Here is a 17,952-nt window from a genome sequence, read left to right as displayed (position 1 = left end):
GGGCCCCGCTGTGTGCCGACTTGACCGAGTTGGTACCGGCTCGGCGCACCGGCGGCGAGCGCTCCGGCGGGCCGTCGGGTGCGGGCGCCGCTCGTGCGACCGCCCCTCAGACCACCGCTTCGACGGCTCGCGCCCGCTGCGGTGCCATCGCCCAGCGCACCGCCGAGGTGAAGGCGCAGCCGAGCGGACGGACGCACACGCTGTCCACCAACGGAAGCCGGGGCAGCCGGAGTTCGGACGCCGCCCACGTGGGCAGCAGGGACACCGCGTTCGCGGCGAGCACCCCGTAGGGCAGCCGGGCGACGAGCGGCACCGGCGGGTTCAGCAGCAGGAACCGGGCGGCGTCGCGGGCTTCGGGCGTCGCCCGCGCCTCGGCGCGGTACGCGTTCAGCCGCTCCGCGAGTTCGGCGCGGTCCGTGGGCGGGTCCAGGACGCCCAGCGCGGAGGCGACGCGGGCCGTGTCCGCCACGTACGCGTCGTAGTCGGGTCCGGACAGCGGCCGCGCGCCGTAGCGCCGGTGCGCGCGCAGGAAGCTGTCGACCTCCGCGACGTGGACCCAGCCGAGAAGGTGCGGATCCGCGGCGTGGTACGGCGTCCCGTCCGAGGTCGTACCGCGCACGCGCCGGTGCACCGCCCGTACCCGGTCGCAGGCCTCCTGGGCGCTGTCGGCCGTTCCGTACGTGGTCACGGCGAGGAAGGTGCTGGTGCGCTGGAGTCTGCCCCAGGGGTCGCCGCGGAAGCCCGAGTGCGCGGAGACGGCGGCCATGGCGAGCGGGTGGAGCGACTGGAGCAGCAGTGCGGAGAGGCCGCCGATGAACATCGACGCGTCCCCGTGCACCGTGCGGATCGGGCGGTCGGGTCCGAACCAGCGCGGCCCCGGCGTGCCGTGGATACGGGCGCGGTTCTCCGGCCCGTCGGGGCCCGCGACCCGTGTGAACAGGGCGCTGCCCAGTCGTTCCCGTACTCCGCCGCCGTTCGCTCCGGTCCGTGCCATGGGGCTTCGGCCTCCCTTCGCGTCCCGTTCCGCCGGGCCCGCGGTCCGTCCCGGACCGGCGGAAACGACGGAAGCACCTTCAGCATGGTCGCATCGGGGGCGGAAAGTCCACGGGTCGCGCCGGACGCGCGGACCCCGGCTCACAGGGCGATGAGGGTGCCCCACTCCCGGGCGCGGGCCACGGCGTCGGCGACGTGGGCCGCGGCGACGTCGAGCGCCGCGTGGCCGGTCGACTTGAACAGGGTGAGTTCGCCGTCGTCGCGCCGGCCGGGGTGTTCGCCGCACAGGACCGAGCCGAGGAGCGTCACCTCCCGGCCGGGTGCGAGGTCCTGGAGTTCGTGGGCGCCGGAGGGGGGCCCGGTCGTGGCGGCGCCGGGCCACTCGGCGAAGAGGGCGGCGTCCCGGACGGTGTCGGCGTCCAGTTCGGGCCCGTGGGAGCCGCCCACCGAGCTGATGTGGGTGCCGGGCGCGAGCCAGTCGCGACGGATCACCGGACGCACGGCGCCGGTGCAGCAGAACACCGTGCATGCCCCTCGTACGGCGTCCTCGATGCCGTACGCGACCCGGCCGGCCGGGTGGAGGGCGGCGGCACTGCGGGCGCGTTCGCGATCACGGCCCGCGACGACGACGGGGGTGGCGGGGTCCACGGCCGCCAGGAGCGCGATCTGGGCCCGTGCCTGGGCGCCCGTTCCGACGACGGCCACCCCGCCGGCCCCGGGACGGGCCAGGGCGCGGGCGCTGAGCGTGGCGGTGGCCGCGGTCCGGATCTCGGTGAGGGGCTCCGCGTCCATCAGGGCCAGCGGGCGGCCGTCGGTCTCGTCGAAGAACGCGACGAGGCCCCGGTGGCTGCTGCGGCCGGGGCGCTCCGGGTCGGCGAACACGGACACGAGCTTGGCCGCGAGCCCGAGCCCCGGCACATGGCCGGGCATCGCGCCGAGCAGACCGTGCGGGGTGTGCGCGGCGATCCGCGGCGGTACGGAGACCTCGTCCCGGGCGACGGCGATCAGGGCCGTGGTCAGGGCCTCCAGGACGCGGTGCGGGTCGAGTGCGGCGCGTGTCCGCGCTCCGTCGAGGAAGAGGATCTCGCTCATGCCGGGCCTTCGGTGGACGGGGCGGGGGAGGGAGAGGGGGGTTCGGAGGCCGGGGCGCCGGAGAGGATGTGCGCCAGCTCGTCCGTCGCCTCGCGCAGCCGCTCCCGCAGGCCGGGCAGACGGGCCTCGCCGAAGTCCGGCCCCAGTCCGACCAGGGTGAGGGCGCAGCCCGGCGCGCCGGGACGGGTGACCACGGCGCGGGCGAGCGAGGCGACCGGCTGTTCGTTGCGCCCGTACTCGACGGCGAATCCGGTTCGTTCGGCTTCCTCGATGTCGGACAGCAGCCCTTCGGGCCCCTCCAGCGGGAAACCGGCCTCCTCGGCGGCGCGCAGATAGGGCACCCGGTCGGCGGGGGTGAGCGCGGCCACGAGGGCGAGCGGTCCCGCAAACCGGTGAACGGGCAGGGCCTGCCCGGTCAGACTGCTGATCATCGCCAGCCGGTCGGGCCGTACGACGTCGATCACGCGGGACCGGTCGACCTCGGGCACCTGGAGGTTGACCATCAAGCCGGTGCGCTCGGACAGCGCCGCGAGCACAGGACGGGCCAGCGCGCCGAGCGAGTTGCGGGCCGCCGAGGACGACAGCTGGAGGACCGCCGTGCCGGGCAGGTAGCGGTCGCCGGCGCGCAGCACCCAGCCGCGCCTGACCAGGTCGACGAGCACGCGGTAGGCGGTCGCGCGATGCAGGCCGACCTCCTCGGCGAGGTCGGTCAGACGCGGCGGCTGCGAGGCGCGGGCCACGGCCTCGACCAGGTCCAGGGCCTTGTCCACCGCGGTGCGGGGTGCCTCGGGCAATTCCGGCCCCTCCTTGTGACGTCGTGAGCTGCGAGCGTACGGTAGCGCATGTTGCGAGAGACGATACGTCTGTTACGTAGAGCGTAACAAGATTGTTCCAGCGGCCGACCGGCCCGGGCGGAACCACCGCCGACCGGGACACAGCTACCACTGAGGTGAAGATGACGGACGAGACTTCGGGCGCACCGGCCCCGCACGCGCCCGCGGTGACGGGAACCGTCGCGGTCTACCGCGGCGCGACACTGTTCGACGGCACGGGCGCCCCCGCCCGGGGCTCGACGTCCATCGTGATCGACGGCCAGGTCATCCGTGCCGTCGGCGACGACGCCGAGATCGCCGCTGACCTCCCCGCCGACGCCCAGGTCTTCGACCTCGACGGAAGATTCGTCGTCCCCGGCCTGATCGACGCCCACCAGCACATCGCGACCCCGCCGGACCGGCCCGTCGCCGAGGCGGTGCTGCGCCGGCTCGTCCACAGCGGGGTCACCGCCATCCGGGACATGGCCGACGACCTGCGTCAGGTCGGCGACCTCGCGCGGGCGACGCTCGTCGGCGAGATCCCGGGACCCGACATCCGCTACGCCGCCCTGATGGCGGGACCCGGCTTCTTCGACGACCCGCGCACCCACCAGGTCTCCCAGGGCGAGACGCCCGGTGCCGTGCCGTGGATGCAGGCGATCACCAAGGACACCGACCTGCCGATCGCGGTCGCCCTGGCCCGCGGGACGCACGCCTCCGCGATCAAGGTGTACGCCGATCTCGACCACGCCACCGTCGCCGCGATCGCCGCGGAGGCGCACCGCCAGGGCATCCCCGTCTGGGCCCACGCCACCGTCTTCCCCGCCTCGCCGGGCGAGGTCGTCGCGGCCGGCGCCGACAGCGTCTCGCACGTCACGCTGCTCGCCTTCGAGGGCACGGACGAGCCCCTGACCAGCTACAAGACCAAGCCGAAGGTCGACCACGAGCGGTTCGCCGCCGGTGACGACCCCCGTGTCGAGGAACTGTTCGCCCTGATGCGGCGACGCGGCACGGTCCTCGACGCGACCGCGGGCATGTGGGCGAGCGAGGCGCTGGCGGGCGAGGGGCCCGAGGACGCGGCCCGTGCCGCGGCCAACACCGAGCTCGCCGCCGTCCTCACCGCCCAGGCCCACCGGGCCGGCGTGGAGATCGCGACCGGCACGGACTACGAGACCGACGCCGGGGACCCGTTCCCCGCCCTCTACGACGAGTTGGCCTTCCTCGTGCGGCGCTGCGGGATGTCACCCGCGCAGGTGCTGCGCTCGGCCACCCTCGTCGGTGCGCGCAGCGCGGGCGCCGAGGACGTCATGGGCAGCGTCGAGGCGGGCAAGCTCGCCAACTTCGTGGTCCTGGAGGACGATCCGCTGCGGGACATCGAGAACCTGCACAGCCTCACCCTGACCGTCAAGCGAGGCCGGCGCTTCGAGCGCCGGGACTTCGACGGCGCCGCCGTGACCCACCCCGTCGAGGAGACCCGATGACCGACCTCCCCCTGATCGTCAACGCGCTCGGACAGCTCGACAACCCGAACGCCCCCCAGTCGGCCGAGGCCGCCGCGCAGTTGAACCCCTCAAGCGAGCAACTGACCGTCGACGCCCGCACGTTGGCCGACGCCCACGCCTCCGGTCTGACCGCCGTGAACATCACGCTCGGCTACACCATGGGCGATCTGCCGCCCTACGAACACACCCTGCACGAGATCGACGTCTGGGACGGGATCATCCGCGACAACGCGGCCGACCTGCTCAAGGTCCGTACGGCAGCGGACATCCGGCGGGCCCGGGAGGAGCGCCGGATCGGCGTGATCTACGGCTTCCAGAACGCCGTCGCGGTCGGCGAGGACACCGGACGCGTCGCCACCTTCGCCGAGCGCGGAGTCCGGGTCGTCCAGCTCACGTACAACCAGGCCAACCACATCGGCGACGGCTCCATGGCACCGGAGAACCGGGGTCTGACCGACTTCGGCCGGAGCGTGGTCGAGGCCCTGGACGAGCACCGCCTCATGGTCGACCTCTCGCACAGCGGTGAGCGCACCTGCCTGGAGGCCGCCAAGATCGCGCGGCGCCCCGTCTCGATCAACCACACCGGCTGCCGCGCGCTCGCCGACCTGCCCCGCAACAAGACGGACGAGGAGCTGCGCCTGGTGGCCTCACGCGGCGGCTTCGTGGGCATCTACTTCATGCCCTTCCTGAACGTGTCGGGTCACGCGACGGCCGCCGACGTCGTGGAGCACATCGTCCACGCGGTCAACGTGTGCGGCGAGGACCATGTCGGCATCGGCACCGACGGCACCGTGACGTCCATCGACGACCTCGACGCCTACCGCGCGCATCTCGCCGAGCACGTGGCCCTGCGGCGCCAGGCCGGAGTCGGGGCGGCGGGGGAGCGCGACGACACGCTTCCCTTCGTGCTCGACCTGAGGGGCGTGGACCAGTTCCGCGACCTCGTCCGGCTGCTGGAACGGCGCGGATTCGGTTCGGAGCGCATCGAGAAGATCCTCGGCAGGAACTTCCTGGACTACGCCGACCGGGTGTGGGCCCCGGAGGACTCCCGGTAGCCGCACTCCGGGGCCGGGCCGGATCCCGGCTCCGTGAGGTCCGGGGGTGACAACCGATTCGAGTGTCGAGACGCTCGAATCGGTTGCCGCCACGGTTGAATCGCGCGTCGGACCTTGCTTCGGTGCCGTATACGTTCGTACTCTTGTCGAATCCGCTCGCCGCCCGCGCTCGTCGCACACCTCGCCGACCGAGCCCACCGGCCGAGTTCCACGACCTGAGGAGCCCTCGATGGACCGCACCCGCCTTCAGCAGCTCCTGGCGCGTGAGAGCGCCGAGGCCGAGCGCCGCAACCCGCGCTCCAGGGCCGCCTACGAGCGCGCGGAGCATCTGTTCGGCCGGGTTCCGATGACCTGGATGAACAAGACCGCCGGGGCCTTCCCGCGCTATCTGGACAGCGCGCGCGGCGCCCGGGTCACCGACATCGACGGTCACGAGTACATCGACTTCTGTCTCGGCGACACGGGCGCGATGGCCGGTCACTCGCCCGAGGTGGTGGCCGAGGCGGTGCGGACCCGGTTCGCCGAGAGCGGTGGCGCCACCGCGATGCTGCCCACCGAGGACGCGGAATGGGTGGGCGCCGAACTGACCCGGCGCTTCGGGCTCGCGCGCTGGAGCTTCTCGCTCACCGCGACCGACGCCAACCGCTGGTCCATCCGGCTGGCACGAGCCGTCACCGGCCGCCCGAAGATCCTGGTCAACAGCTACAGCTACCACGGCAGCGTCGACGAGTCGCTGATCGTGGTCGGCCCCGACGGGCACGGCGAGGCCCGCCCCGGAAACGTCGGCGCGCCCTGCGACGTCACCCTCACCAGCCGCGTCGCGGAGTTCAACGACCTGGAGCAGCTGGAGCGCGAACTCGCCCACGGGGACGTGGCCGCCGTCCTGATGGAGCCCGCGCTCACCAACATCGGCATCGTGCTGCCCGAGCCGGGGTACCTGGAGGGCGTCCGCGAGCTGACGCGCCGGTACGGCACCCTGCTCATCAACGACGAGACGCACACCTTCTCCGCCGGGCCCGGTGGCTGCACCGCCGCCTGGAACCTGGAGCCGGACATGCTCACCATCGGCAAGGCGATCGGCGGAGGCATCCCGGCCGGCGCGTACGGGCTCTCGGCCGAACTCGCCGACCAGCTGCTCGGCCGCGCCGACCTCGACCTGGTCGACATGGGCGGCGTCGGCGGCACCCTCGCCGGGAACGCCCTGTCCACCGCGGCGACGCGCGCCACCCTGGAACACGTCCTGACCGACGCCGCGTTCGAGACGATGGGGAAGCTGTCGGAACGCTTCGAGGCCGGGGTGCGGGCGGGCATCGACAAGTGGAGCCTGCCGTGGTCGGTGAGCCGCCTCGGAGCCCGTACGGAATACCGGTTCGCCGACCCCGCGCCGCGCACCGGCACGGAATCGGCCGCGGCGGCCGACACGGAGCTGGAGGACTTCCTCCACCTGTACCTCGCCAACCGGGGCATCCTGCTCACCCCGTTCCACAACATGGCGCTCATGTGCCCCGCGACCACCGAGCAGGACGTGGACCGGCACACCGAGGTCTTCGCAGCCGCCCTGGCCGAACTGGCGGGCTGAACGGCGCCGATAACCTGGGACCGGTCAGCCGGAGAGGAACAGCGTGGACGAGATCGACCGGGCCATCCTGCGGGAACTTCAGATCGACGGCCGTATCGCCTATGCCGAACTCGGCCCGAAGGTCGGGCTGTCCGCCTCGGCGGCCCGCCAGCGTCTTCAGCGCCTGCTCGACTCGCAGGCGGTCCAGGTCGTCGGCGTCACCGACCCGATGGGCATGGGCGGACAGGCGATGGCGCTGCTCGGCATCGCCGTGGATGACGACCCGCGTGTCGTCGCGGACGCGCTGGCCGAACGGCCCGAGGTCGTCTACTCGGTGCTGACCTCGGGCGGATTCGACCTGTTCGCCGAGGTCGTCTGCCCGGGGCCGCGGGATCTGCTGGACTTCGTCAACGACGTCGTACGGCAGATCGAGGGCGTCCGGCAGGTGCAGTCGTTCCCCTACTTCGGGATCCACACCCACCGGTTCCTGTGGAACGTGGGCTGAACGCCCGGGGTCAGCGTGCCGCGCTGCGGGCCGGCTCCTTCTTGGCGGGCGTGGAGATCCGCAGCCCCAGGGGCCGCGCCAGACCGATCACGCCCTCGTCCAGACGTTGCAGATGACGCAGGACGCGGCCCGTGACGCGGTCGTGGCGGGGCGACTCCGGGAGCTGCGGCTCCAGCATGGCGGCCAGGCTCGCGCCGGTCTCCGCGACGCCGTCCCCGGTGTCGTCCGTGACCCGGGCGACCAGCGCGTCGATGTTGTGGCTGATCCGGCGGCCCGCCAGTTTGAGCCGGGGGTCCGCGGCGACCGACTTGCTGTAGGGGAGGAGTTCGGCCGTCGCCGCCAGTGAACGCGCGTGATAGGCGCACGTCTCCAGCAGGGCGACGATGTAGCGGGCGGTCTGGCGGCGGGCCCGCCACGGAGTGATCGGATGGGTCAGCGGTTTGGTGGAGGCCCGCAGATTGTCCAGGGCCGTGTCGAGATCGCGTGCCCGGTCCAGCAGATCGAGCGCGATCCCGCCGCTGAGCTGCTCCACCGCCGCTCCGGTCACGTCCCCGAGCCGGACGAGCACGGCGGCGAGGAGTTCGTCCGTACGGCGGTCGGTGTGCACCGGCAGGACCAGTACGGCCGCGACCATCCCGCAGACCGCGCCGAGCGCCGTCTCCTCGATCCGCAGGACCAGCACCGCGGGACTGTACGTGTTGAGCACCGTGTACAGCAGCCCCAGCATCGCCGTCACGAAGAAGGACATCAGGACGTACGACACCGGGGCGGTGAAGTACATGGCGAAGATGAACAGCAGAACCAGCGTGAACGCCGTCCAGGTGTGGTTGCCCACCACGCCGGCCAGGATGACACCCGCGACGACGCCGAGAACCGTGCCCAGCAGCCGGCGATAGCCCTTGACCAGGATCTCCCCGGTCGACGAGGTGTTCAGGAAGACGACCCAGCAGGTCAGCACCGCCCAGTACCACCGCTGGGGGGAGAGCAGCTCCCCGCCGACGATGGCCAGGGTGGAGCCCACCGAGACCTGCACCGCGGCACGGGTCGTGGGCCGGTCGAGGCCGGTGGGGTGGGGGTCGTCGTCCTGCTTCTCCTCGGCGGCGATGGAGGCGTCCTCGGCGTCCAGCTCCTCGCGGGAACGCTTCGTCTCGGGGGAGTCGTCGCTCTCGTCCTGGGGACCGTCGAGCGCCAGCCGCAGGCCGAGGGCCGCGCGGGCCGCCTCCCCGATGCCCCGGAACACGTCCTGCACGGCCGCCGGGGCGTTCGGCAGATTGTCCTCCTCCCGGTAGCCGAGCAGCCGGTTGCGCAGCTGGGCCACCCCGGTGCCGTGCTCACCGGAGGCCGGGCCCGCCACCAGCACCCGCAGGGCCTCGAGATCGCGGTGCAGCGTCGCGATGGTGTCGTCGCGCTCCTGGAGCCGGTCTCCCGGCGCGGGCAGCGGCGCGTGCGGCAGATGCAGGGCGAGCGTGTCGGCCTGCTCGGCGCTGCGCGCGGTGAGGATGAGGATGCCGAGCCGCTCGGCGGCGATCTCGGCCTCGGCGACCCGCCGCTGGAGCAGCGAGGCGCTCGCGCTGTCGGGGGTTCCCTGGTCCAGCCGGTCCTGGATCATCATGGCGCTCTCGTGCAGCCGCGCGGTGTGCAGCCGTACGTCGTCCAGGGCCTTCTCGACGTCGTCGCGATCCGCGTCGAGCAGGTCGATCTGGACGGAGACCAACTGGGCCACGCGGGCCCGGAAAGCCTTGCGCAGCCGCTTGAGGACCCGCTCGGTCGACTCGGCGACCACGCCGAAGCGGACCACGGCACTGCACGCGAAGGCGATGACCAGCGCCAGGCACAGCTCGGCCAGGGTGGAGTAGCCGGCTCCGCCGAACAGGGACAGGAAGTAGATCTGGAAGGCGATCAGCCCGAGGGCCGTGCCGCGGTCACCGTAGCGGCGGCAGTAGACCGCGACGAAGATCAGGGCGATGAAGCACACGTCGCCCGCCAGGGTGTGGGTGCTGAGCGCGGCGCCCAGCGACATCGCCGCGAGTGCCACGGGCAGCCCGAGCGCGAGGGTGACGGCCTGCGCGCCGCGGTGCTTCTCCTTGATCGAGAAGGTGGCCACCATGGCGGTCATGGCGCCGCTCACCATGAGGCTGGGACCGGCGCCGCGCATGCCGAGGACGACGAGGGTGAGGGCGATGGCGCCGACGGTCCGCAGTCCGGCCATGAGCCGCAGCAGGCCCGGGTCGGATGCCACGAACCGGTTCCAGATCGCCGCTCGATTCGGCCGTGTCACTGTCCTCACGCTGCCGTCGTTCCCTGCTCCCAGGTCATGATCCGGTACTTCAGCATCGCACCAAGCGGCGCCTCGCGCTCTTGCGCGACCTCTTGTGGGAGCGCTCCCAAGGCGTCAGGATGCCGCTCATGAACCCATCGCCGTTCCTCCGCGCCTACCGGGCCGCCGACCGTGCCGCCGTCGCCGACGTGTGCGTGAGCACCGCGGACGAGGGCGGGGACTCGCGTGCCCTGTACCCGGACGAGGAGCTGATGCCGACGCTCTTCGCCGAGCCCTACTGCGTCCTGGAGCCGGAACTTGCCTTCGTCCTGGACGACGGGAGGGGCCGGGCCGTCGGCTACGTGGTCGGAACCGGCGACACCGCCGGGTTCGCCGCCCGGTTCCGGGACACCTGGATCCCGCGCGTCGCGCACCGCTACCCCGCCCCCACCACGCCGCCCCGCACGCCCACCGAGGTGATGATCGGGCTGCTGCACACCCCCGAGCGCATGGTCCTGCCCGAGCTCGCCGGCCATCCGGCGCACCTGCACATCGACCTGCTGCCGGGCTTCCAGCGGCGCGGTCACGGCAGAGCCCTGATGCACACCTTCCTCACCGCGCTGCACGACCGCGGGGTGCCCATGGTCCACCTCGGCATGGTCACCGCGAACAGGCCGGCGCGCGCGTTCTACGACCGTCTCGGCTTCCACGAGATCCCCGTGGCCGACCCGGGACCGCTCACCTACCTGGGCAGGCGGACCGCGGTGGACGACGCCGACCGCGCTCAGGGCCGCGGCTCAGGGGGCGTCCCGGTCGCCTGACGCGGCGAGCGGGGCCGGGTAGTCGTCGACAGTCACGGAGTCGTGGAAGCGCGCGCTCCTGGTCGTGAGCCGGACGAGGGCGCGGCTGGGACCCGCGGGCAGGGCGGAGATCAGCCGGGCGCCCTGGGCCAGGCCCCACACGCCGAGCCGTGACGTGGGGATCAGGGTCTTCGCCGCGCTCAGCGCGACCTCACGGCTGCCCCGCACATGCTCCGCCATCGCGCGCTCGTAGGCCGGGAAGGCACGCTCGTGGTCACCGTCCGCCCGTGCCAGCTCGCCGGCGAGTACGTACGCGCCGACGACCGCGAGGCTGGTGCTGCCGCCGACGGCCGCACCGGGGCAGTAGCCCGCGTCGCCGACCAGCGTCACCCTCCCCTGCGACCAGGTGTCCAGGCGGAGCTGGGTGATCGAGTCGAAGTAGAACGCCGGGGTCCGGTCGAGCTCGTCCAGCCAGCGGTCGACCTCCGCGTGCATCCCGGCGAACGCTCCGCGCAGCACTTCCTTCTGCCGGGCCACGTCGTGGTGGTCACGGTCGAGCCCGCTCGGGCCGCGGAACAGGAACAGGACCCGCGCGTCGCCCAGGTGCCGGGCGCCGTAGAGGCCGGCGGTGCGGCCCACGCCGACGTGGATGAGGAGTTCGCCGTCCAGGCCGGAGACGTTCGGGAGGGTCAGGACCCCGAAGTACGCCCCGGTGAAGGAGTCGGCGCGGGACCCCTCGCCGAAGACGAGACGGCGGACGGTGGAGTGCAGTCCGTCCGCGCCGACGACGAGGTCGAAGCGCCGTGGTGCCCCGTGCAAAAAGGTCACCTCGCCGTCGGGCGCGATCGCGGTGATCGAGTCGCCGAAGACGTACTCGACGTCGTCGCGCGCGGCGTCGCGGTAGATCTCGCTCAGGTCGTCACGCATGATCTCGGCGTGCCGGGTGGAGGCACCGCCGAAGATCTTGGAGAGGTCCGCCCGGACGGGACGCCGTGACCCCTCCGGGACGACGGTCAGCCGGCTCGTTCCGGTGGCCCGCTCCTCGATGCGCGGGAGCACGCCCATCCTCTCCGAGATGTCCATCGCGGGCCGGAACAGATCGACCGCGTGGCCGCCGGTCCTGCGCGGAGCCGGCGCGCGCTCGACGACGGTCACGGAGAAGCCGTACCGGGTGAGCCAGTGGGCCAGCACCGGACCTGCCACGCTCGCACCGGAGACCAGAATCCGCATGGCACCCCTGCCTTCCCCTCGGTTCCCTCCGTACGGCGTGGAGCGCCACGACCGTCGTGAACCCACTGTCGCCGCCGGTACCCGCCGCTGGATTGGACGAATGTTCCCCTCAACCGGCGTGCGTAGCATGGGGACATGCGGACCTTCGTGCACGGTGCGGAGAGCTGGGGCGTCGCGTGCCCGCGGCGGCCGAGCCGGGTGCCCGGTGTCACCATGGCCGGGTTTGGCGTCCGTGAGCTGGAAGGGCTCCGGATGGTCCCGCACCCGGCCGTCACGGTGCTCCTGGAGTTCGGCGCCGGTTCGCCCGTCGTCGACGCCGGTGACGGGCACCGGCAGCGGGGAAGCGTCGTCGCCGGGCCGGGGACCGGGGCCGGGGGCGCGGTCCGGGCGTGGGGAGAGAACGTCGAGTGCGTGCAGCTACGCCTGTCCCCGGTGATCGCGCGCGCGATTCTGGGTGTCTCCCCCGCCGGACTCGACGGCGCCGTCGTGCCGCTGGAAGACCTGTGGGGCCGGGAGGCGTCGCGGATCCGTGAGCGGCTCGCCGACGTCCCGTCGTGGCAGGGCCGCTTCGCGCTGGCGGAAGCCCTGCTCGCCGGGCGGTACGGGACGGGGCCGCCGGTGGACCCGGAGGTGGCCCGGGCCTGGCAACGGATCGTCGCCGCCCGGGGGCTGATCCGGGTCGACGACCTCGCGGCCGAGGTCGGGTGGAGCCGTAAGCGGCTGTGGTCGCGGTTCCGGTCGCAGCTCGGCCTGCCGCCCAAGTACGCCGTGAAGCTGGTCCGTTTCGACCACGCGGCGCACCGCCTGGTCGCCGGCGAGAGCGCGGCCCGGGTCGCCGCCGACACCGGATACGCGGACCAGTCCCATCTGCACCGGGACGTCATGGCCTTCGCCGGGACGACCCCGGGGGCGATGCCCGGCGAGCCGTTCCTCGCCGTCGACGGCCTCGCGTGGCCCGGCCATGGCACCTCGGCCCCGGTCGGCGGGCGAGATCCGGCGGACAATCGCTAGAACTCCGCGCCCGATCAAGGGTGTTCACGCGCCGGTGCGAGGCGGCGCCGCCGCGAGGACGCGCGGTGCACCGGCTCGGACGGACCAGGGGCCGTCGGAGCCGGTGCGGGAAGCGGCGGGCTTCAGCGTGCTGCCGCGGCGGTCTCCGGCTCCGCGCTCGGGCCCGTCGTGCCGGCTCCCGCGGCGGCGCGTGCCGCCGGGATCACGGCGCCGATGGCGGCGGCCATCAGGGCGACGCAGCCGCCGACGACGAGGCCGGTGCGGAAGCCGCCCTCGGAGGTGAACGTGTAGCCGGCCGCGCTGGTCGTCATCTGGGCGAGGATGACACCGATGACCGCCGAGCCGACCGAGGTGCCGAGCGAGCGCATCAGGGTGTTGAAGCCGTTGGCGGCGGCGGTCTCGGAGAGCGGGACCGAGCTCATGATCAGGGCCGGCATCGAGCCGTAGGCGAGGCCGACGCCGCTGTTGATGACCATGCCGGTCAGCATGAGACCCCAGGGCGTGCCCATCAGGCCCAGCGCGAGACCGTAGCCGAGCGCGATGACGAGGACACCGCAGACCAGCGTGAACTTCGGGCCGCGGGCGTCGGTCAGCTTCCCGCCGAGCGGCGAGACGATCATCATCATGATGCCGCCGGGGGCCATCCACAGACCGGCCGCGAGCATGGACTGGCCCAGGCCGTAGCCGGTGGCCTCGGGGAACTGGAGCAGCTGCGGGATGATCAGCATGCTGGCGTACATGCCGAAGCCGACGAAGATCGAGGCCACGTTGGTGAGCAGCACCCGGGGGCGGGCCGTGGTGCGCAGGTCGATCAGCGGGTCCTGGGTCCGCATCTCCCAGGCGCCCCAGGCGATCAGGACCGCGACGGAGGCGGCGAAGAGTCCGACGGTCGTCGCGGACCCCCAGCCCCAGTCGGCACCCTTGGAGACGCCGAGAAGCAGGCAGACCAGGCCCACGCCGAGCCCGAGCGCGCCGAGGACGTCGAAGCGCTGACCCTTGGCGCCGGCCGGCACGTCCGGGATGAGGAACCAGATCAGCGTTCCGATCGTCACGGCGAGCACGGCGGAGCCCCAGAACAGCACGCGCCAGTTCGCGTACTGGGCGACCGCGGCCGAGATGGGCAGACCGAGGCCGCCGCCGATGCCCATGGACGCGCTGACCAGCGCGATGGAGGAACTCAGCTTCTCGGCGGGCACCACGTCACGCAGCAGGGCGATGCCCAGCGGCACCATGCCCATGCCCATGCCCTGGAGACCGCGCCCGACGATCATCGGGACGACGGACGAGGAGAGCGCGCAGACCACGGAGCCGACCACGAGCGGGACGGAACAGGCGAGCAGCATGCGCCGCTTGCCCAGCAGGTCGCCCAGGCGGCCGGAGACCGGGACGCAGACGGCCGCGACCAGCAGCGTCACGGTGATCACCCAGGCGGAGTTCGCGGGTGTGGTGTGCAGGATCTGGGGGAGCTCGGCGATGAGCGGAGTGACCAGCGTCTGCATGATCGCCGCCACGGTGCCGGCGAAGGCGAGCGTGGCGACCACACCACCCGCTCGGGCGGAGGGCTGGGGGGCGTCCATGAGGGACTCCTCGGGTTCTGTCTGCGGGGCAAGAGGTGTGCATCGTACATGTCTTATGTATCGCGCATGCTGTGTGGCTCATGCATGTGATGTGGGCCGTGCATGCGGATGTGGGACCATGGAGCCGGGTCGCACCGATATGCGCGGGGCGCGCGGCCCAGGGAACAGCGGGAGGCGGCAGGCGGATGGTCAGGCCCACACACGAGGTCGAGTACGAGCAGATGCTGCTCAGCCGCCATGGATGGATGAACCACAGAGGCGGCCGGACCAAGGACGGCGTGCTGGAGCGCAGCGCCTACATCCTGCTCAGCCGTATCCGGATCCAGGGGCCGATGTCGATCGGTGAGCTGAGCGACGCCTTCGGGCTCGACGCCTCCACCCTCAACCGGCAGACCGCGGCGGCGATGCGCGCCGGCCTGGTGGAGCGGATCCCCGACCCCGACGGCGGCATGGCCCGCAAGTTCCGCATCACGGACGAGGGGGCGCGGCTTCTCGACGAGGAACGGCAGGGGCTCATCAGCTCGCTGGACCGCGTCATGGCCGACTGGCCGGAGGAGGACATCGCCGCCTTCGCCTCGTACCTCCGGCGCTTCAACACCGACATCGAGCGCATCGGCGGACGTCCCTGGCCGCGCCCGTGACCTCCGCTCCGACCGCCGTCGCGCCGGACCCCGCCGTCCGGCCGGCGCGGCGGGGAGGAAAACCCGGTGCCGTCCAGGGCCTCTCCCTTCTACGCTCGCCCGCATGAACAGTGCCGGGGGACTCCTGAACGTCGTCGATGTCGAGGCCACCTGCTGGGACGGCACTCCGCCGCCCGGAGCGGTGAGCGAGATCATCGAGATCGGCCTGACGGTCGTCGATCTGGACGAGGGTGTCCGAGTGGCGAAGCACCGCATCCTGGTGCGGCCCGCACGGTCGACCGTCGGCGACTTCTGCACGGAACTCACCGGACTGACACAGGACGAGGTCGAGCGGGGACTCGAATTCCCCGACGCCTGCCGTGAGTTGGCCGCGCTGCATCACGCGGGGCGGCGGCCGTGGGCGAGTTGGGGCGACTACGACCGTCATCAGTTCACCCGCCAGTGCGCCGCCACGACGACCCCTTACCCCTTCGGCCGCCGGCACACCAACGCCAAGGCGGTCTTCACCACCGCCCGCGGGCTGCGGAAACGGCCCGGGATGGCACAGGCCCTGCGTCTGGCCGGGCTGCCGCTGGAGGGAAGGCACCACCGCGGCGAGGACGACGCGTGGAACATCGCCGCGCTCGTCCTCGACCTTGCGGGGAGCGGGAGTTGGCCGGACGCCTGACGGCCCCGACGCCCGGGACGTGTTCCCCGGGCTACGGCTCGTACGAGCGGGCTCCGGGTCCCGCTGTCACTCGTCCTTGTCGGCGTCCCGGGCCGCCTGCTCCAGCCGGGCCCGGTAGTCCTCCCACCAGGCCGGGCCACCCGGCATCATGCTGTCGTTCTCCTGGCTCATCCCGACGGCGCCGTCCATGAGTTCGCGGATGATGTCCGCGTGCCCGGCGTGCCGCTGCGTGTCGGCGATCACCCGGACGACCGCGTGGTGCAGCGTCACCTCGTCCCTCCCGGCCGGCCACCACGGCACCGTGCCGGTCGTCTCCAGCGGCAGCGCGTCGATCGTGGCGTCCGCGTGGGCCCAGGCCCGGCGGTAGAGGCCGACGACGAACGCGCGTGACTCGTCGGCGGTGGCCCACATGTCCCCGTTCGTCTCGGCCGCGTGCTCCATCCAGGGCAGCGGCTCCGCGGACGGCCGTCCGAACGTCGCGCCGAGGTAGCCCAGTTCCATGGTGGCCACGTGCTTGACCAGGCCGAGGAGGTTGGTCCCCGTGGGCGTGAAGGGGCGGCGGACGTCGTACTCCGAGAGACCTTCGAGCTTCCACAGGAGCGCGTCACGGGCCGACTGGAGATAGCGGTGCAGGTCGGCCTTGGAATCCGGTGAAGTCATGGCGTCCAGTCTGCCGTTGACCTCATCCCCGGCAGCGGCTTTCCCGCTTTCGCGGCCGACCCGGATCGAGTAGGGTCACCCGACGTGAACACCGGACCGGCGCCCAGCCACACACGGATCGGCGATCCGGTGGAGGACTGACCGCGCGGAGGGTGCCCCCGAGGCACTGTCTCCGTCCGGCACGCGGACCTCCCGGCGCTCGTGCACCCGCGAGTCCCCTTCCGCGCCGAGCACCGCCGAGGTCAGCCGTATGACAGTCACCTTCAATCACACGATCATCGCAGCCAAGGACCGCCACGAGTCCGCGCGCTTCTTCCGCGAACTGCTGGAACTGCCCGAAGCGCCGTCCTGGGGCCCGTTCGTCAACATCCAGTTGTCCGACGGTGTCCTGCTCCAGTTCGCCGAACCCCCGGTGGACATCCAGATGCAGCACTACGCCTTCCTGGTCGACGACGACCTGTTCGACCGGGCGTACCGGCGGCTTCGCGACCTGGGAATCGAGCACTGGGCGGATCCCCGGATGACGCGCCCGGGGGAGACCAACACCGAACACGGAGGCCGGGGCGTCTACTTCAAGGACCCGGCCGGCCACGCGATCGAGTTGATCACCCGCCCGTATCTGTAGCCGCGACAAGCCCGTCCGGGAGCGCCGTGCACGGCGCTCCCGGACGGGCCCACGAGGCGGGTGCCGTGCGCCGGAGTGCGGCTGATTCACCCCGATGGGTTGTTTTGTGGTGGGTTGTCGCGAACGGGGGGTGGATGTCACCGCGCCGGGGAGAACCTGGGACGTACGCGCAACGCCGTCATCGAGGAGTGCCGCGTGTCCGATGTCGTCTTCACCGCGGATTTCGCCTCGCCCCGGCAATGGGTCGCGGGCCATTCCTGGGCCTATCCCGACGGCGGTCCGGTCAACCCGGACGACGGGAAACTCGACCACCTGGTGACCGACCCCTCCTACAGCCGTACGGGCCGCTTCCGGGCCACGCGGAGACCGGACGGCGACTGGGACACGGGCCTGCTGACCACCGAGGGCAGCGCGGACGGTTTCATGGTCCGTACGGGGGACGTGCTGGAGACGCGGGTCAAGCTGCCGACCGTCACCGGGGCCTGGCCGGCGGTCTGGACGTGGCGGGACGGCGGTCAGGAGATCGACGTCTTCGAGTACCACCCCGACAACCCGGACCTGCTGGAACTCTCCAACCACGTGCGCAACACCCACCGCTACCACCGCGACCCGGCCATCCGGCCCGGTGGCTGGGTCGAGATCATGGTCGAGTTCGGCGCCCACCGGGTGGTGTGGTGGGTCAACGGGGTCCAGGCCTTCGACGACCGGCGCGGCGTCGGCAGGTCCTGGCACGCCTATCTCATCGTCAACCTGTCCGTGTGCGCCGGGCGTTACCACCCCGCACCGCCTCCCGGGGCTTCCGCGATGGACTTCGAGGTGAGCCGTCTGACGGTCCGCAGACCCCCGGCCGACAGGCCGTTCCCGGCGACGGCGGAGTTCGAGGTCGACCTCCTCGACTGAGGCGGCCCCCGCGCCCCGGCCTGGAACCGTTTCCCGGCAGGTGCATCCGCCCGGGCCCTCGGCGCGG

At 72.4% G+C, this 17,952-nt stretch carries 17 protein-coding genes; 10 read left to right on the top strand and 7 right to left on the bottom strand.

Annotation, left to right across the window (positions count from 1 at the left end; translation table 11 throughout):
• Nucleotides 1-106 precede the first annotated feature (106 nt).
• The 3 genes from WJM95_RS00615 to WJM95_RS00605 form a co-directional block, all read right to left on the bottom strand.
• Nucleotides 107-994, bottom strand: a complete 888-nt coding sequence (locus WJM95_RS00615; RefSeq protein WP_339127429.1) for an oxygenase MpaB family protein — start codon at nucleotides 992-994, stop codon at nucleotides 107-109.
• A gap of 140 nt (nucleotides 995-1,134) precedes the next feature.
• A complete protein-coding gene (locus WJM95_RS00610; RefSeq protein WP_339127428.1) occupies nucleotides 1,135-2,085 on the bottom strand; it encodes an ornithine cyclodeaminase family protein in 951 nt (316 codons plus the stop codon).
• Nucleotides 2,082-2,879: an IclR family transcriptional regulator gene (locus WJM95_RS00605; RefSeq protein WP_339127427.1), complete on the bottom strand. Its 798-nt coding sequence runs from the start codon at nucleotides 2,877-2,879 to the stop codon at nucleotides 2,082-2,084. Before WJM95_RS00605 ends, WJM95_RS00610 begins: the two co-directional genes overlap by 4 nt.
• Nucleotides 2,880-3,040: 161 nt before the next feature.
• On the opposite strand from WJM95_RS00605, the gene WJM95_RS00600 reads away from it, so the two are divergent.
• The 4 genes from WJM95_RS00600 (at nucleotide 3,041) to WJM95_RS00585 (ending at nucleotide 7,517) form a co-directional block, all read left to right on the top strand.
• Entirely contained in the window at nucleotides 3,041-4,378 is a 1,338-nt protein-coding gene (locus WJM95_RS00600; RefSeq protein ID WP_339127425.1) for an amidohydrolase family protein, read from the top strand.
• The gene (locus WJM95_RS00595) at nucleotides 4,375-5,454 is read left to right on the top strand and encodes a membrane dipeptidase (RefSeq protein ID WP_339127424.1); all 1,080 of its coding nucleotides are present in this window, start codon (nucleotides 4,375-4,377) and stop codon (nucleotides 5,452-5,454) included. Before WJM95_RS00600 ends, WJM95_RS00595 begins: the two co-directional genes overlap by 4 nt.
• A gap of 229 nt (nucleotides 5,455-5,683) precedes the next feature.
• Complete coding sequence (locus tag WJM95_RS00590) at nucleotides 5,684-7,033, top strand: transaminase (RefSeq protein ID WP_339127422.1); 1,350 nt, start codon at nucleotides 5,684-5,686, stop codon at nucleotides 7,031-7,033.
• Between the two features lie 43 nt (nucleotides 7,034-7,076).
• The gene (locus WJM95_RS00585; protein WP_339127421.1) at nucleotides 7,077-7,517 is read left to right on the top strand and encodes an Lrp/AsnC family transcriptional regulator; all 441 of its coding nucleotides are present in this window, start codon (nucleotides 7,077-7,079) and stop codon (nucleotides 7,515-7,517) included.
• A 10-nt stretch (nucleotides 7,518-7,527) separates the two neighbouring features.
• On the opposite strand, the gene WJM95_RS00580 is transcribed toward WJM95_RS00585, so the two are convergent.
• Entirely contained in the window at nucleotides 7,528-9,726 is a 2,199-nt protein-coding gene (locus tag WJM95_RS00580; protein WP_339135270.1) for an FUSC family protein, read from the bottom strand.
• A gap of 197 nt (nucleotides 9,727-9,923) precedes the next feature.
• Here WJM95_RS00580 and WJM95_RS00575 point away from each other — a divergent pair, with 197 nt between their 5' ends.
• Complete coding sequence (locus WJM95_RS00575; protein WP_339127419.1) at nucleotides 9,924-10,595, top strand: GNAT family N-acetyltransferase; 672 nt, start codon at nucleotides 9,924-9,926, stop codon at nucleotides 10,593-10,595.
• Here the strand turns inward: WJM95_RS00575 and WJM95_RS00570 are convergent.
• Nucleotides 10,572-11,804: an FAD-dependent monooxygenase gene (locus tag WJM95_RS00570; RefSeq protein ID WP_339127418.1), complete on the bottom strand. Its 1,233-nt coding sequence runs from the start codon at nucleotides 11,802-11,804 to the stop codon at nucleotides 10,572-10,574. The two genes, WJM95_RS00575 and WJM95_RS00570, sit on opposite strands and share 24 nt — an antisense overlap.
• A 135-nt stretch (nucleotides 11,805-11,939) precedes the next feature.
• Here WJM95_RS00570 and WJM95_RS00565 point away from each other — a divergent pair, with 135 nt between their 5' ends.
• Entirely contained in the window at nucleotides 11,940-12,815 is an 876-nt protein-coding gene (locus WJM95_RS00565) for a helix-turn-helix domain-containing protein (protein WP_339127417.1), read from the top strand.
• Nucleotides 12,816-12,937: 122 nt separating this feature from the next.
• Here WJM95_RS00565 and WJM95_RS00560 read toward each other — a convergent pair whose 3' ends face one another.
• Entirely contained in the window at nucleotides 12,938-14,392 is a 1,455-nt protein-coding gene (locus WJM95_RS00560) for an MFS transporter (protein ID WP_339127416.1), read from the bottom strand.
• Nucleotides 14,393-14,577: 185 nt separating this feature from the next.
• Here WJM95_RS00560 and WJM95_RS00555 point away from each other — a divergent pair, with 185 nt between their 5' ends.
• Both WJM95_RS00555 and WJM95_RS00550 read left to right on the top strand, forming a co-directional pair.
• Complete coding sequence (locus WJM95_RS00555) at nucleotides 14,578-15,033, top strand: MarR family transcriptional regulator (RefSeq protein WP_103553860.1); 456 nt, start codon at nucleotides 14,578-14,580, stop codon at nucleotides 15,031-15,033.
• A 103-nt stretch (nucleotides 15,034-15,136) separates the two neighbouring features.
• A complete protein-coding gene (locus WJM95_RS00550) occupies nucleotides 15,137-15,700 on the top strand; it encodes a 3'-5' exonuclease (protein WP_339127415.1) in 564 nt (187 codons plus the stop codon).
• 66 nt (nucleotides 15,701-15,766) lie between these two features.
• On the opposite strand, the gene WJM95_RS00545 is transcribed toward WJM95_RS00550, so the two are convergent.
• Complete coding sequence (locus WJM95_RS00545) at nucleotides 15,767-16,360, bottom strand: DinB family protein (protein ID WP_339127414.1); 594 nt, start codon at nucleotides 16,358-16,360, stop codon at nucleotides 15,767-15,769.
• Nucleotides 16,361-16,610: 250 nt separating this feature from the next.
• Here WJM95_RS00545 and WJM95_RS00540 point away from each other — a divergent pair, with 250 nt between their 5' ends.
• Both WJM95_RS00540 and WJM95_RS00535 read left to right on the top strand, forming a co-directional pair.
• On the top strand, nucleotides 16,611-16,985 hold the full coding sequence (locus WJM95_RS00540; RefSeq protein WP_339127413.1) for a VOC family protein: 375 nt from the start codon (nucleotides 16,611-16,613) through the stop codon (nucleotides 16,983-16,985).
• A gap of 195 nt (nucleotides 16,986-17,180) precedes the next feature.
• Nucleotides 17,181-17,885, top strand: a complete 705-nt coding sequence (locus tag WJM95_RS00535) for a beta-glucanase (RefSeq protein ID WP_339127412.1) — start codon at nucleotides 17,181-17,183, stop codon at nucleotides 17,883-17,885.
• Nucleotides 17,886-17,952: the final 67 nt, after the last annotated feature.

It is taken from the genome of Streptomyces sp. f51 (assembly GCF_037940415.1).
In the GTDB taxonomy this organism is placed as follows: domain Bacteria; phylum Actinomycetota; class Actinomycetes; order Streptomycetales; family Streptomycetaceae; genus Streptomyces.
This window is presented reverse-complemented; position numbering and strand designations above follow the sequence as displayed.